The organism is Enterobacter sp. BIGb0383 (genome assembly GCF_003751845.1).
Lineage (GTDB): Bacteria > Pseudomonadota > Gammaproteobacteria > Enterobacterales > Enterobacteriaceae > BIGb0383.
This window is the reverse complement of record NZ_RJKQ01000001.1, coordinates 1,221,508-1,236,614: the sequence shown is the minus strand read 5'-3', so window position 1 is coordinate 1,236,614 and position 15,107 is coordinate 1,221,508. Positions and strand designations below refer to the sequence as shown.

12 protein-coding genes are annotated in these 15,107 nt (G+C 55.8%); all 12 read left to right on the top strand.

Annotation, left to right across the window (positions count from 1 at the left end):
* The 12 genes from EDF81_RS05955 (at nt 1) to galF (ending at nt 14,746) form a co-directional block, all read left to right on the top strand.
* A complete protein-coding gene (locus tag EDF81_RS05955) occupies nt 1-966 on the top strand; it encodes a GDP-L-fucose synthase (RefSeq protein ID WP_123347164.1) in 966 nt (321 codons plus the stop codon).
* Between the two features lie 4 nt (nt 967-970).
* Complete coding sequence (locus EDF81_RS05950; RefSeq protein WP_123347162.1) at nt 971-1,450, top strand: GDP-mannose mannosyl hydrolase; 480 nt, start codon at nt 971-973, stop codon at nt 1,448-1,450.
* Nucleotides 1,447-2,667 carry a colanic acid biosynthesis fucosyltransferase WcaI gene (gene wcaI, locus EDF81_RS05945; RefSeq protein ID WP_123347160.1) on the top strand — a complete coding sequence of 407 codons (1,221 nt, stop codon included), beginning with the start codon at nt 1,447-1,449 and terminating at the stop codon, nt 2,665-2,667. The genes EDF81_RS05950 and wcaI overlap by 4 nt, the downstream gene beginning before the upstream one ends.
* Before the next feature lie 3 nt (nt 2,668-2,670).
* A complete protein-coding gene (gene cpsB / locus EDF81_RS05940) occupies nt 2,671-4,107 on the top strand; it encodes a mannose-1-phosphate guanyltransferase (protein WP_123347158.1) in 1,437 nt (478 codons plus the stop codon).
* A gap of 74 nt (nt 4,108-4,181) precedes the next feature.
* Nucleotides 4,182-5,552: a colanic acid biosynthesis phosphomannomutase CpsG gene (gene cpsG / locus EDF81_RS05935; RefSeq protein WP_123347156.1), complete on the top strand. Its 1,371-nt coding sequence runs from the start codon at nt 4,182-4,184 to the stop codon at nt 5,550-5,552.
* 68 nt (nt 5,553-5,620) lie between these two features.
* Complete coding sequence (wcaJ, locus tag EDF81_RS05930; RefSeq protein WP_123347155.1) at nt 5,621-7,015, top strand: undecaprenyl-phosphate glucose phosphotransferase; 1,395 nt, start codon at nt 5,621-5,623, stop codon at nt 7,013-7,015.
* A 12-nt stretch (nt 7,016-7,027) separates the two neighbouring features.
* On the top strand, nt 7,028-8,506 hold the full coding sequence (gene wzxC, locus EDF81_RS05925) for a colanic acid undecaprenyl disphosphate flippase WzxC (protein ID WP_123347152.1): 1,479 nt from the start codon (nt 7,028-7,030) through the stop codon (nt 8,504-8,506).
* A gap of 29 nt (nt 8,507-8,535) precedes the next feature.
* A complete protein-coding gene (gene wcaK, locus EDF81_RS05920) occupies nt 8,536-9,816 on the top strand; it encodes a colanic acid biosynthesis pyruvyl transferase WcaK (protein ID WP_123347150.1) in 1,281 nt (426 codons plus the stop codon).
* Entirely contained in the window at nt 9,813-11,033 is a 1,221-nt protein-coding gene (gene wcaL / locus EDF81_RS05915; RefSeq protein WP_123347148.1) for a colanic acid biosynthesis glycosyltransferase WcaL, read from the top strand. Before wcaK ends, wcaL begins: the two co-directional genes overlap by 4 nt.
* Before the next feature lie 12 nt (nt 11,034-11,045).
* On the top strand, nt 11,046-12,458 hold the full coding sequence (gene wcaM / locus EDF81_RS05910; protein ID WP_123347146.1) for a colanic acid biosynthesis protein WcaM: 1,413 nt from the start codon (nt 11,046-11,048) through the stop codon (nt 12,456-12,458).
* Nucleotides 12,459-12,638: 180 nt separating this feature from the next.
* Entirely contained in the window at nt 12,639-13,634 is a 996-nt protein-coding gene (locus EDF81_RS05905; RefSeq protein ID WP_123347144.1) for an NAD-dependent epimerase/dehydratase family protein, read from the top strand.
* Nucleotides 13,635-13,852: 218 nt separating this feature from the next.
* A complete protein-coding gene (gene galF, locus EDF81_RS05900; RefSeq protein ID WP_123347142.1) occupies nt 13,853-14,746 on the top strand; it encodes a GalU regulator GalF in 894 nt (297 codons plus the stop codon).
* Nucleotides 14,747-15,107: the final 361 nt, after the last annotated feature.

Below are 15,107 nucleotides of genomic sequence, written 5' to 3'. Positions count from 1 at the left end.
ATGAGCAAACAACGTATTTTTGTGGCCGGTCACCGCGGGATGGTGGGATCGGCCATCGCCAGACAGCTTGAACAGCGCGGCGACGTGGAGCTGGTGCTCCGCAGCCGCGACGAGCTGAACCTGCTGGACAGCAAAGCGGTAAACGACTTTTTTGCCGCGGAGCGCATCGATCAGGTCTACCTGGCGGCGGCGAAAGTGGGCGGTATTGTGGCCAACAATACCTACCCGGCTGACTTCATCTTCGAAAACATGATGATCGAGAGCAACATTATTCACGCTGCGCATGTGCACAACGTTAATAAGCTGCTGTTCCTCGGCTCATCCTGTATCTACCCGAAGATGGCGAAGCAGCCGATTGCCGAGAGTGAACTGCTGCAGGGCACGCTGGAAGCTACCAACGAGCCTTATGCCATCGCCAAAATTGCGGGCATCAAGCTGTGCGAGTCCTACAACCGCCAGTATGGCCGCGATTATCGCTCGGTGATGCCGACCAATCTGTACGGTCCGCATGACAACTTTCACCCGAGCAACTCGCATGTGATCCCGGCGCTGCTGCGCCGTTTCCATGAAGCGACGGCCGAGAGTGCACCGGACGTGGTGGTGTGGGGCAGCGGGACACCGATGCGCGAGTTCCTCCACGTTGATGATATGGCCGCGGCCAGCATCCACGTGATGGAGCTGGATGCAGAAGTGTGGCAGGAAAATACCGAACCGATGCTGTCGCATATCAACGTCGGAACCGGCGTGGACTGCACTATCCGCGAGCTGGCGCAGACCATCGCGCAGGTGGTGGGCTACAAGGGCCGCGTGGTCTTTGACGCCACCAAACCTGACGGGACGCCGCGTAAGTTGCTGGACGTGACCCGTCTGCATCAGCTCGGTTGGTACCACGAAGTGGGGCTGGAGCAGGGCCTGGCCAGTACGTACCAGTGGTTCCTGGAAAACCAGCACCGGTTCCGGGGGTAACAGCATGTTCCTGAGTCATGAAGACTTTGCCACGGTAGTACGTTCAACGCCGCTGATCTCAATCGATCTGGTGGTGGAGAACGAGGCGGGGGAATTTCTGCTCGGCAAGCGCAACAACCGTCCGGCCCAGGGCCGGTGGTTTGTGCCTGGTGGCCGCGTGCAGAAGGATGAAACGCTGGCGGACGCGTTTATGCGTCTGACAGAAGCGGAACTGGGCGTTTGCCTGCCGATGTCGGCAGGCGAGTTTTACGGCGTCTGGCAGCACTTCTATGACGACAACTTCTCCGGGACGGATTTCTCCACCCACTACATCGTGCTGGGGTTCCGTCTGCGGGTCGACTCGAAGACGCTGGCGCTGCCGGTCGAGCAGCACAACGACTACTGCTGGTTGACGCCGGACGCGCTGCTGGCTCACGACAATGTCCACGACAACAGCCGGGCGTACTTCCTGGCCGAACGTCAGGCCGGAGTGCCGGGCCTATGAAAATCCTGGTCTACGGCATCAACTATTCCCCGGAGCTGACCGGTATCGGTAAGTACACCGGCGAGATGGTGGAGTGGATGGCCCGTCAGGGCCACGAGGTGCGGGTGATTACCGCCCCGCCATACTATCCCCAGTGGAAAGTCGGGGAACAATATTCCGCCTGGCGCTATCGCCGGGAGCAGGGGGCCGCCACCGTCTGGCGCTGCCCGCTGTACGTACCCAAACAGCCTTCAACGCTGAAGCGTCTGATGCATCTCGGCAGCTTTGCCCTCAGCAGCTTCTTCCCGCTGATGGCCCAGCGTCGCTGGAAGCCGGATCGCATTATCGGCGTGGTGCCGACGCTCTTTTGTACGCCGGGAATGCGCCTGCTGGCGAAACTCTCCGGTGCCCGCACGCTGCTGCACATTCAGGATTACGAAGTGGATGCGATGCTTGGCCTCGGAATGGCCGGGGGCAAGAGCGGCAAAGTTGCCCGTCTGGCGGCGGCCTTTGAGCGTAGCGGCCTGCAAAACGTCGATAACGTCTCCACCATTTCGCGCTCGATGATGAACAAGGCGTGCGAGAAAGGCGTGGCGGAGCAAAAGGTGATCTTCTTCCCTAACTGGTCGGAAGTCGCCCGTTTTCGCGACGTCGATGCGGCTGAGGTCGCGGCGCTGCGCGCCTCGCTCGGGCTGGATGACGCACACAAAATTATTCTCTACTCCGGCAATATCGGTGAGAAGCAGGGGCTGGAAAACGTCATTGCCGCCGCCGAGGCGCTGCGCGATCGTCCCTGGACCTTTGTCATCGTAGGGCAGGGCGGCGGTAAGGCGCGGCTGGAAAAAGAGGCGGCTGAAAAGCAGTTGCCCAACGTGAAATTCTTCCCGCTGCAGCCTTATGAAGCGCTGCCGGCGCTGCTGAAAATGGCCGACTGCCATCTGGTTATCCAGAAACGCGGCGCGGCGGATGCGGTACTGCCGTCGAAGTTAACCAACATTCTGGCCGTGGGCGGGAATGCTGTGATTACCGCAGAGGCGGACACCGAGCTGGGCCAGCTGTGCACCAGCCTGCCGGGGATCGCCGTTTGCGTTGAGCCGGAGCATGTTCCGGCGCTGGTAACGGGCATTGAACAGGCCCTCGCGCTGCCGAAAGTCAACGACATTGCGCGCGAATATGCTGAACGCACGCTCGAAAAAGAGAGCGTGTTAAGCCAATTTATTGCTGATATTCGGGGTTAAAAAATGAGTCAATCACAGCTTTATCCGGTCGTGATGGCGGGTGGCACCGGTAGCCGTCTCTGGCCGCTGTCGCGCGTGCTTTACCCCAAACAGTTCCTCTGCCTGAAAGGGGAACAGACCATGCTGCAGGCAACCGTTTCACGCCTGAACGGCGTCCAGTGCGAAAGCCCGGTGGTGATCTGTAACGAACAGCACCGCTTTATCGTGGCCGAGCAGCTGCGCCAGCTGAACAAACTGACGGAAAATATCATCCTGGAACCGGCGGGGCGCAACACCGCACCGGCGATCGCCCTTGCGGCGCTGGCGGCAAAACGCAATGCCCCGGATGGCGACCCGCTGCTGCTGGTGCTGGCCGCCGACCATATGATCCAGAATGAAGAGGCGTTCCGCCAGGCGGTTCGCGACGCCATCCCGTTTGCCGAAAGCGGCAAGCTGGTGACTTTCGGTATCGTGCCGAACCAGCCGGAAACCGGCTACGGCTATATTCGTCGCGGCGACGTAACGCCGGGCGATAAAGACGCGGTGGCCTTCGACGTGGCCCAGTTTGTCGAAAAACCGAATCAGGAAACCGCCGAGTCCTATATTGCCAGCGGCGAATACTACTGGAATAGCGGTATGTTCCTGTTCCGCGCCGGTCGTTTTATCGAGGAACTGCGCAAATTCCGCCCGGATATTCTTGACGCCTGTGAGAAGGCGATGAGCGTAGTCGACCCGGATCTCGACTTTATCCGCGTTGATGAAGAGGCGTTCCTCGCCTGTCCGGAAGAGTCTGTCGACTATGCGGTGATGGAGCAGACGGCCGATGCGGTGGTGGTGCCGTTGGATGCAGGCTGGAGCGATGTGGGTTCCTGGTCTTCTCTCTGGGAGATCAGCGCCCATACGCCGGAAGGTAACGTCCACCACGGGGATGTGATCAGCCATAACACCGAAAACAGCTATATCTACGCCGAGTCAGGCCTGGTGACCACCGTCGGGGTGAAAGACCTTGTGGTGGTGCAGACCAAAGATGCGGTGCTGATTGCCGACCGCGCCGCCGTACAGGACGTCAAAAAAGTCGTCGAGAAAATCAAAGCCGATGGCCGCCATGAACACCATATTCACCGCGAAGTTTACCGTCCGTGGGGGAAATATGACTCCATCGACGCGGGCGAACGCTATCAGGTCAAACGCATCAGCGTGAAGGCCGGGGAAGGGCTCTCTCTGCAGATGCATCACCACCGGGCCGAGCACTGGATCGTGGTCGCTGGTACCGCCAAAGTGACCATCGACGGTGAGATCAAGCTGATTGGTGAAAACGAATCGGTCTATATCCCGCTGGGCGCGCGTCACTGCCTGGAAAACCCGGGGAAAATCCCGCTCGATCTGATCGAAGTCCGTTCCGGCTCCTATCTGGAAGAGGACGACATTGTGCGATTTGAAGATCGCTACGGGCGCATTTAACCCCTGACGAATATCAATAATGGACTGGCCTGCCCGGCAGGCCCCGGCGGATCGCTGCCTGAAGAAGGTACAAGATGAGCAAATTAACCTGTTTCAAAGCCTATGACATTCGCGGCAAGCTCGGCGAAGAGTTAAATGAAGATATCGCCTGGCGTATTGGCCGTGCCTACGGCGAGTACCTGAAGCCGAAAACCATTGTGCTGGGTGGCGATGTGCGCCTGACCAGCGAGTCCCTGAAGCTGGCGCTGGCTAAAGGCCTGCGCGATGCGGGCGTTGACGTGCTGGATATCGGCCTGTCCGGTACCGAAGAGATCTACTTCGCCACCTTCCACCTTGGCGTGGACGGCGGGATCGAAGTGACCGCCAGCCATAACCCGATGGACTACAACGGGATGAAACTGGTACGCGAAGGCGCGCGTCCGATCAGCGGCGATACCGGCCTGCGCGACGTACAGCGTCTGGCGGAAGCCAACGACTTCCCGCCGGTAGACGAAGCCCGTCGTGGCAGCTATCAGAAAATCAATCTGCAGGATGCCTATATTGAGCACCTGCTGGGCTATATCAACCCGGCGAACCTGAAGCCGCTCAAGCTGGTCATTAACTCCGGTAACGGTGCCGCCGGTCCGGTGATTGATGCGATTGAAGCCCGCTTCCAGGCGCTTAAGGTGCCGGTGACCTTTATCAAGGTCCACAATACCCCGGACGGCAACTTCCCCAACGGCATTCCTAACCCGCTGCTGCCGGAGTGTCGCGCCGATACCCGCAATGCGGTGATTGAGCACGGGGCCGATCTGGGTATCGCCTTTGACGGCGATTTCGATCGCTGTTTCCTGTTTGATGAGCGTGGACAGTTTATCGAGGGCTACTACATTGTCGGCCTGCTGGCCGAGGCATTCCTCGAAAAACATCCGGGGGCGAAGATTATTCACGACCCGCGCCTCTCCTGGAACACCGTTGACGTGGTGAGTGCCGCTGGCGGTACGCCGGTGATGTCGAAAACCGGCCACGCGTTTATCAAAGAGCGGATGCGCGCCGAAGATGCGATCTACGGCGGGGAAATGAGCGCCCACCACTATTTCCGTGATTTTGCCTACTGCGACAGCGGCATGATCCCCTGGCTGCTGGTGACCGAGCTGCTGTGCCTGAAAGGACAATCCCTGGGCGAACTGGTTCGCGACCGGATGGCGGCGTTCCCGGCCAGCGGAGAGATCAACAGCAAACTGGCGGAGCCGGTCAACGCGATTGCCCGCGTGGAGCAACACTTCGCGGCCGACGCGCTGGAAGTGGACCGCACGGACGGTATCAGCCTGGCCTTTGCCGACTGGCGTTTCAACCTGCGTTCCTCCAATACCGAACCCGTGGTGCGACTCAATGTGGAATCACGCGGCGATGTTCCGCTGATGGAAGCACGCACACAGGCCATTCTGGCGTTACTGAATCAGTAAGCGGCATCCCCTCCCGGTATGGGAGGGGATAACCCTCTGACTCGACGCGGAATTTAACGGGAAAAACGATGACAACTCTAACAAAGCGCAAACGAGCTAAAACGAATGCATCGTTAATTTCAATGGTGCAGCGATTCTCCGATATCACCATTATGTTTGGTGTGCTGTGGGGAATTTGTAAGCTCTGGGCACTGCCCTTTTTCTATATTTACCTGTTGATGGCGCTGATCACGCTGGTGGTATTTCAGATGGTCGGCGGCATTACCGATTTCTACCGCTCCTGGCGCGGCGTCAAAATCGTGAGTGAGCTGCTACTCCTGCTGCAAAACTGGACGCTCAGCCTGATTTTCAGCGCCGGGCTAATGGCGTTTCACGACGAATTCAATAACAGCACCAGCCTCTGGCTGGCCTGGTACCTGCTGGCCGGTTTCGGCATGATCACCTGTCGTACCTGTATTCGCCTGGGGGCCGGCTGGCTTCGCCATCACGGCTATAACACCCGTCGGGTGGCGGTGGCCGGGGATCAGCCGGTAGGGCAGGCGCTGCTGAACAGTTTCCGCGAGGAGCCCTGGCTGGGCTTTGAGGTGGTCGGTGTTTATCACGATGCGAAGCCCGGCGGCGTAAGCAATGACTGGGCGGGAAACCTTGACCAGCTGATTGAGGATGCACGTGCGGGGAAAATTCACAATGTCTATATCGCCATGTCGATGCAGGATGAGTCTTCTATCCGTCGACTGGTAAACGATCTGGCTGATACCACCTGTTCGGTGATCCTGATCCCGGATGTCTTTACCTTCAACGTGCTGCATTCCCGCATCGAAGAGGTGAACGGCGTTCCGATTGTGCCTCTCTACGACACGCCACTTTCCGGCGTTAACCGCGTGCTGAAACGTCTGGAAGATATCGTGCTGGCGGGAGTGATCCTGATGCTGATCTCCCCGGTACTCTGCGCGATTTCGCTGGCGGTGAAGTTTACCTCGCCGGGGCCGGTTATCTTCCGCCAGACCCGCTACGGGATGGACGGTAAGCCCATTATGGTCTGGAAATTCCGCTCCATGAAGGTCATGGAGAATGACAAGGTGGTCACCCAGGCGACGCAAAACGATCCGCGCGTCACCCCGGTCGGTAACTTCCTGCGCCGCACCTCTCTGGATGAACTCCCGCAGTTTATTAACGTGCTGACCGGCGGGATGTCGATTGTCGGGCCGCGTCCGCATGCGGTGGCGCATAACGAGCAGTACCGCTCGCTGATCCAGGGCTACATGCTGCGTCATAAAGTGAAACCGGGGATCACCGGCTGGGCGCAGATTAACGGCTGGCGCGGCGAGACCGACACCCTGGAAAAAATGGAAAAACGCGTTGAGTTCGACCTGGAGTACATCCGCGAGTGGAGCCTGTGGTTGGATGTCAAAATTGTTTTTCTGACGGTATTTAAAGGCTTTGTTAATAAAGCGGCCTACTAAGCGAGCACACAGATGAGTCTGAGAGAGAAAACCATCAGCGGTGCCAAATGGTCGGCTATGGCGACGGTGATTATCATCGGCCTGGGGCTGGTGCAGATGACGGTGCTGGCGCGGATTATCGATAATCACCAGTTTGGTCTGCTGACCGTCTCGCTGGTGATTATCGCCCTGGCCGATACCCTGTCTGATTTCGGTATCGCCAACTCGATTATCCAGCGCAAAGAGATTAGCCATCTTGAACTGACCACCCTCTACTGGCTGAACGTTGGGCTGGGGTTGGTAGTCTGTGTGGCGATGTTTCTGCTGAGCGGCCCCATTGCCGGGGTGTTGCATAACCCGGATCTGGCGCCGCTGATCCAGACCCTGTCGCTGGCCTTTGTGGTGATCCCACACGGGCAGCAGTACCGCGCCCTGATGCAGAAAGAGCTGGAATTCAACAAGATTGGCCTGATTGAGACCAGCTCCGTGCTGGCAGGATTCACCTTTACCGTGGTCAGCGCACACTACTGGCCGCTGGCAATGACGGCGATCCTCGGATATCTGGTGAACAGCGTCGTGCGCACCGTCCTCTTCGGCTACGCCGGGCGCAAAATCTACCGTCCTGGGCTGCATTTCTCCCTGCGTTCTGTGGCACCCAATCTGCGCTTCGGGGCCTGGTTGACGGCAGACAGCATTATCAACTATCTCAACACTAACCTGTCGACGCTGGTGCTGGCGCGTATCCTCGGGGCCAGCGTGGCCGGGGGCTACAACCTGGCCTATAACGTGGCGGTAGTGCCACCAATGAAGCTGAACCCGATTATTACCCGGGTGCTGTTTCCGGCCTTTGCGAAAATTCAGGACGATACGGACAAGCTGCGGGTGAACTTTTACAAGCTGCTGTCGGTGGTGGGGATTATTAACTTCCCGGCGTTGCTGGGCCTGATGGTGGTCTCAAACAACTTTGTGCCGCTGGTCTTCGGTGAGAAGTGGAACAGTATTATTCCGATCCTGCAGTTGCTGTGTGTCGTGGGCCTGCTGCGCTCGGTGGGGAATCCGATAGGGTCGCTGCTGATGGCAAAAGCCCGCGTGGATATCAGCTTTAAATTCAACGTCTTCAAAACCTTCCTCTTTGTTCCGGCGATTATTATCGGCGGCCAGACCGCAGGCGCGCTCGGCGTGACCCTCGGCTTCCTGCTGGTGCAGGTGATCAATACGATTCTTAGTTATTTCGTGATGATTAAACCGATCCTTGGCTCCAGCTATCGCCAGTACATCCTCAGCCTGTGGCTGCCGTTTTATCTGTCGCTGCCGACGCTGGTGGTGAGCTATGGGCTGGGATTTGCCCTGCAGGGACATCTGACGCTGGCACCGCTGCTGGCGCTGCAGATTACCGCCGGGGTGCTGGCCTTTATGGTGATGATTGTGCTGTCGCGCAACGGGCTGGTGGTGGAGATAAAACGCCAGTTTTGTCGCAGTGAAAAAATGAAAACGCTGCTTCGCGCAGGTTGAGTATTTAAGAACCCCTTTAAGAGGTCATTATGAAATTATTGATTCTTGGTAACCATACCTGCGGCAACCGCGGCGATAGCGCCATTTTACGCGGGCTGCTGGATGCGATTGCCACGCTTGAGCCTGACGCAGAAGTGGATGTGATGAGCCGCTATCCGGTGAGCTCATCCTGGCTGCTGAATCGCCCGGTAATGGGCGATCCGCTCTATTCGCAGATGAAACAGCATAACAACGCCGCGGGCGTTGTGGGACGGGTGAAAAAAGTCCTGCGCCGTCGCTATCAGCACCAGGTGCTGCTCTCCCGGGTCACCGACAGCGGCAGGCTGCGTAATATCGCCATTGCCCAGGGATTCACCGATTTTGTGCGTCTTCTGTCAGGCTATGACGCCATTATTCAGGTCGGCGGCTCTTTCTTCGTTGACCTGTACGGCGTCCCGCAGTTTGAGCACGCCCTCTGTACCTTTATGGCCAAAAAACCGCTCTATATGGTTGGGCACAGCGTTGGGCCGTTCCAGGAGCCGCAGTTTAACCAGCTGGCGAACTACGTCTTCGGCCACTGTAACGCGCTGATCCTGCGTGAGTCCGTCAGCCTCGATCTGATGAAGCAAAGCGCAATAGACACCTCAAAAGTCGAGCACGGCGTGGATACCGCCTGGCTGGTCTCCCATCACGAGGAAGACTTTGTCGCCGACTATCGCGTACAGCACTGGCTTAAGGTGATTGGTCAGCAAAAAACCGTTGCCATTACGCTGCGCGAACTGGCGCCTTTCGATAAGCGCCTCGGCACCACCCAGAAGGCCTACGAGCAGGCGTTTGCTGACGTGGTTAACCGTATCCTCGACAGCGGCTGGCAGGTGGTGGCTCTGTCAACCTGTACCGGTATCGACAGCTATAACAAGGATGACCGGATGATTGCGCTGAATCTGCAGTCTCTGGTTAACGATCCGTCGCGCTATCACGTGGTGATGGATGAGCTGAACGATCTGGAAATGGGCAAAATCTTTGGCGCCTGCGATCTGACGGTCGGCACTCGCCTCCATTCGGCGATTATTTCGATGAACTTTGGTACCCCGGCGATTGCTATCAACTATGAGCACAAGTCGGCGGGTATTATGCAGCAGCTGGGGATCCCCGATATGGCGGTGGATATTCGCCATCTGCTGGACGGCAGTCTGGGCGCGAAGGTAGGCGACACCCTGGGACAGCTCCCGGCGGTACGCGAGCAGGTACAGCAGGCGGTAGCGGCAGAGCGTGAAGTGGGCCTGAAGATGGTGAAATCCGTTCTCCAGCGTATCGGGGAGGGGAAATGAAAGTCGGCTTCTTTCTGCTGAAATTTCCGCTCTCCTCGGAGACCTTTATCCTTAACCAGATTGTCGCCTTTATCGAGATGGGACATGAGGTCGAGATTATTGCCCTGCATAAGGGCGATCTGACCAATACCCACGCCGCCTTTACCCAGTACGGGCTGGCGGAGAAAACCCGCTGGCTGCTGGACGAGCCGGAAGGTAAACGCGCTAAGCTGATGTTCCGGGCGGCCAATACCTTTAAAGGCCTGAACCGTGCTGCCACCTGGCGGGCGCTTAACCTTGCACGGTACGGCGGCGAAGCCCGCAACCTGATCCTCTCCACCATCTGTGCGCGAGTGCCACAGGCCTATTCAGCGGATGTCTTTATCGCCCACTTTGGCCCGGCCGGCGTCAGCGCCGCCAAGCTGCGCGAGCTGGGCGTTTTGCGCGGAAAAATTGCCACCGTGTTCCACGGGATCGATGTGTCCCATCGCGATGTGCTGGACCACTACTCACCGGAGTATCGGCAGCTGTTTGGCCGGGGCGATCTGATGCTGCCTATCAGTGAACTCTGGGCCAGCCGCCTGCAGGCGATGGGCTGTCCGACGGAAAAAATCGTCGTCTCGCGTATGGGCGTTGATATTAACCGCTTTGCCCTGCGGCCGCTGAAAACGCCGGGCAGCACCCTGCAAATTATCTCCGTCGCCCGTCTGACCGAGAAAAAGGGGCTGCACGTGGCGATTGAGGCCTGCCGCCAGATGAAAGATCGTGGGGTGGATTTTCACTACCGCATTCTCGGTATTGGTCCGTGGGAACGCCGTCTGCGCACCCTGATCGAGCAGTATCAGCTGGAGGACGTGGTTGAAATGCCCGGCTTTAAGCCCAGCCATGAGGTCAAGGCGATGCTGGACGATGCCGATGTCTTCCTGCTGCCGTCGGTGACCGGCGCGGACGGGGATATGGAAGGGATCCCGGTGGCGCTGATGGAAGCCATGGCGGTGGGGATCCCGGTGGTATCTACCGTGCACAGCGGCATCCCGGAACTGATTGACGCAGGCCGTTCCGGCTGGCTGGTACCGGAAAACGATGCCCGGATGCTGGCAGACCGCCTCAGCGCCTTCAGCCATCTTGCCGGACAGGAGATCAAACCGGTGGTGCATCGCGCCAGGCAGAAGGTGGAGGCGGAGTTCAACCAGCAGATTATCAACCGTCAGCTCGCCTCCCTCCTGCAAACGCTTTAATCGAGAGGTTGCATGCAAAAAAACACATTTTCCCGACGTACCTTTCTCACGGCAGGCTCCGCGCTTGCCGTTTTACCCCTGCTGCACTCTCCCGCCGTTCGCGCCGCCGTGCGCAGCGGCACGGTCGATATACGTGACCACCTGACCGGCAATGACTGGGTCCTGGCGCTTCGGCAGGCTTTCGCCAGCGCTGATGTGGTGGAAGTCCCGGCCGGTGTGGTCTGCGACAATATCAACACCGGTATTGTCCTGCCGCCCGGTAAAACCCTGCTGGTGCGCGGTGAACTCCGCGGTAACGGAAAGGGTCGTTTTGCTCTGCAGGACGACTGCAAAATTATCGGCGAGAAGGGCGGTAGCCTCTATAACATCCGCGTTGATGTTCGTGGCTCAAACTGTGTTATCCAGGGCATCGCGATGAGCGGCTATGGGCCAGTAACTCAGATATTTATCGGCGGTAAACACGATCAGCCGGAGGTGATGCGCAACCTGCTGATCGATAACATTACCGTGACCAAAGCCAACTACGCCATCCTGCGCCAGGGTTTTCATAACAAGATCGACGGTGCACGCATCACCAACAGTCACTTTAGCCATTTACAGGGCGATGCCATCGAGTGGAACGTCGCCATCAACGACCATAATATTTTGATCTCAGACCACGTTATCGACAATATCGACTGCACCAACGGCAAGATCAACTGGGGTATCGGGATCGGGCTGGCGGGAAGCACCTACGACAATGCCTACCCGGAAGACCGGGCGGTGAAGAACTTTGTGGTCGCCAACATCACTGGCAGCAACTGCCGTCAGCTGGTGCACGTTGAAAATGGCAAACACTTTATTATTCGTAATGTAAAAGCTAAAAATATCACTCCGGATTTCAGTAAAAAAGCGGGAATTGACAATGCCACGGTAGCGATATACGGCTGTGATAATTTCGTTATTGATAATGTTGAGATGGAGAACAGCGCCGGGATGTTAATTGGTTACGGCGTCATCAAAGGTAATTATTTGTCCATTCCACAGAATTTCAGGCTCAACGATATTCGGCTGGATAACTCAAATCTTGCTTATAAACTGCGCGGGATCCAGATTTCGTCCGGCAATGCCACTTCGTTTGTCTCCATTACCAATCTTGAACTGCACCGTGCTTCGCTGGAGCTGCACAACAAACCGCAGCACCTCTTTATGAGAAATATCAACATAATGCAGGACTCCGACCGCGGTCCGGCGCTGCAGATGAACTTTGATCTGCGCAAAGACGTTCGCGGTAAGTTTATGGCCCGCCAGGACACGCTGCTGTCGATGGCAAACATTAATGCCGTGAATGAAAAGGGCGTGCGTTCGGTGGATATTGACCGGGTGGACCAGCACGTCGTGAATGTAGACCAGCTTAATTTTACCCTTCCCTCAGGGCGAAAATGAGAATGGGCTACTTTTTTCGTTTGTACAGCGCTCATTTCCCCTTAAATTTTGTTACTGAACTCCGCCACTTTAGGGTCTATAATCCGTGCCGTTATTTTGTAATGTTATCTATCACGGTGCCTCAGGGAAGGTCGAGATCGCCAGAGGTTTTTCCGACACATGTAACGCATTGAGTGGTTTATGAGCGATAAAGTTTTATTTATTGGCGCGTCTGGTTTTGTTGGCACTCGTTTAATCGAGATTTCGCAAAAAGAGTTTGATGTAACGAACTTTGATAAGCAGCCAAGTCATTTCTATCCTGAGATAACGGTATCGGGCGATGTACGGAACCAGGAGCAACTCGATCAGGCTCTCGCCGGCTTCGAAACCGTCGTCTTACTTGCGGCAGAGCACCGTGACGATGTGAGTCCAACCTCCTTATACTATGATGTTAACGTCCAGGGGACGCGTAACGTACTGGCTGCAATGGAAAAAAATAATGTTAAGAACATTATTTTCACCAGTTCTGTTGCCGTTTATGGCCTCAATAAAGTTAACCCTGACGAAGCGCACCCGCATGATCCCTTCAACCACTATGGAAAGAGTAAGTGGCAGGCGGAAGAGGTGCTGCGCGAGTGGTTTAATCATGCCCCACAGGAACGTTCCCTGACGATTGTTCGTCCAACGGTCATCTTTGGCGAACGTAACCGCGGTAACGTTTACAATTTGCTCAAACAAATTGCGGGTGGAAAGTTTGCAATGGTTGGTGCTGGTACCAACTATAAATCAATGGCTTATGTTGGGAATATCGTCGAATTTATTAAATTCAAACTGGTGAATGTCACGCCTGGTTATGACGTTTACAACTATGTGGATAAGCCCGATCTCAATATGAACCAGCTGGTTTCCGAAGTTGAAAAAAGTCTCAACAAGAAAATCCCATCGGTTCATCTCCCTTATCCTTTGGGCATGTTGGGGGGTTATTGCTTTGATATTCTTAGCAAGCTCACGGGTAAAAAGTATGCTATCAGCTCCGTTCGCGTGAAGAAATTCTGTGCAACCACGCAGTTCGATGCGAGCAAGGTACACAGTTCAGGATTTAATGCCCCCTATAGCCTATCCCAGGGGCTGGATCGCACGCTGAAGCATGAGTTTGTTCATGAGAAAAAGGACGACATCACGTTCGTCTCGGAATAAGCGGGTAAGGGGGTGCGATTTGTCGGAAATGTACACGCAATTGCATCCTGGAAAGTGGTTTCCGACTATTCTGGGTCACACCTGACGCTGAATGAGGTTAAGTAGGGTGAGTTTCACTCAATGCTTGATTCGCATAAGACGTATGTCAGACTTCATTAACCAGGTGTTTTCCCAGTGCAAGTCTATACTTCGTCAACCATTTTAAGGCGGAAGAAATAATGATTAATTTGAAAGCAGTCATTCCGGTAGCGGGCCTTGGCATGCATATGCTGCCGGCAACAAAAGCCATTCCTAAGGAGATGCTGCCGATCGTCGACAAACCGATGATTCAGTATATCGTTGACGAGATTGTTGCTGCAGGGATCAAAGAAATCGTTCTCGTGACGCACTCATCCAAGAATGCAGTAGAAAACCATTTCGACACCTCCTATGAGCTCGAAGCGCTGCTTGAGATGCGTGTTAAACGTCAGCTGCTGGCCGAAGTGCAGTCCATCTGCCCGCCGGGCGTGACCATTATGAACGTTCGCCAGGCGCAGCCGCTTGGGTTAGGGCACTCCATTTTGTGCGCGCGTCCTATCATTGGCGATAACCCGTTTATTGTCGTTCTGCCGGATATTATTATTGATACTGCCTCTGCAGATCCGCTGCGATACAACCTTGCGGCGATGGTGGCGCGTTTCAATGAAACTGGCCGCAGTCAGGTACTGGCAAAACGTATGAAGGGCGATCTGTCCGAGTATTCCGTTATCCAGACCAAAGAGCCGCTGGATTCGGAGGGGCAGGTCAGCCGTATCGTTGAGTTTATTGAAAAACCGGATCAGCCGCAGACGCTGGACTCGGATCTGATGGCCGTTGGACGTTATGTCCTTAATGCGGATATCTGGGCTGAGCTCGAAAAAGCGGAACCGGGAGCCTGGGATCGTATTCAGCTGACTGATGCTATTGCAGAGCTGGCGAAGAAACAGTCCGTTGACGGTATGCTAATGACCGGCGAAAGCTACGACTGCGGTAAGAAAATGGGGTATATGCAGGCGTTTGTGAACTATGGTCTGCGTAACCTGAAAGAGGGGCAGAAGTTCCGCAAGAGTATTGAGCAGCTTCTGGCGGACTGAGCATAGCGCATTTTTTTGTGCGTTGCGCACAAGATAAACGACAGATGAATGGGTGACGCTGAGCCATCAGTGGTTTTCCATGTCACTGTCGTTTTTTCATTTAGAAACAATGAATAAACCAGCAGTGCCGGCATTCAGTTTTCTGTGCGAAGCCGGGATTTTTCCTTGTTTTGGTTCGCGATTAAGACCACAATACGGCATTTAATTTTTAAGGGTATCGGCGTTTAACGCCGCTTCCCGAGCGAGAGTTAACAAAATTGATTTTCCACGCAGTGCACTGGTAGCTGTTGAGCCAGGAGCGGTAGCGTGCGTCAAATTCACCGTAATGAAATCAATTCTCAGGCTTCATTATCTTCAATAC

Bases quoted from the DNA above. Each gene is read 5' to 3' on its own strand.
- cpsG (WP_123347156.1), top strand. From the start codon at position 4,182: ATGAGCAAATTAACCTGTTTCAAAGCCTATGACATTCGCGGCAAGCTC.
- wcaL (WP_123347148.1), top strand. From the start codon at position 9,813: ATGAAAGTCGGCTTCTTTCTGCTGAAATTTCCGCTCTCCTCGGAGACC.
- EDF81_RS05950 (WP_123347162.1), top strand. From the start codon at position 971: ATGTTCCTGAGTCATGAAGACTTTGCCACGGTAGTACGTTCAACGCCG.
- EDF81_RS05905 (WP_123347144.1), top strand. From the start codon at position 12,639: ATGAGCGATAAAGTTTTATTTATTGGCGCGTCTGGTTTTGTTGGCACT.
- wzxC (WP_123347152.1), top strand. From the start codon at position 7,028: ATGAGTCTGAGAGAGAAAACCATCAGCGGTGCCAAATGGTCGGCTATG.
- galF (WP_123347142.1), top strand. From the start codon at position 13,853: ATGATTAATTTGAAAGCAGTCATTCCGGTAGCGGGCCTTGGCATGCAT.
- wcaI (WP_123347160.1), top strand. From the start codon at position 1,447: ATGAAAATCCTGGTCTACGGCATCAACTATTCCCCGGAGCTGACCGGT.
- EDF81_RS05955 (WP_123347164.1), top strand. From the start codon at position 1: ATGAGCAAACAACGTATTTTTGTGGCCGGTCACCGCGGGATGGTGGGA.
- wcaK (WP_123347150.1), top strand. From the start codon at position 8,536: ATGAAATTATTGATTCTTGGTAACCATACCTGCGGCAACCGCGGCGAT.
- wcaM (WP_123347146.1), top strand. From the start codon at position 11,046: ATGCAAAAAAACACATTTTCCCGACGTACCTTTCTCACGGCAGGCTCC.
- wcaJ (WP_123347155.1), top strand. From the start codon at position 5,621: ATGACAACTCTAACAAAGCGCAAACGAGCTAAAACGAATGCATCGTTA.
- cpsB (WP_123347158.1), top strand. From the start codon at position 2,671: ATGAGTCAATCACAGCTTTATCCGGTCGTGATGGCGGGTGGCACCGGT.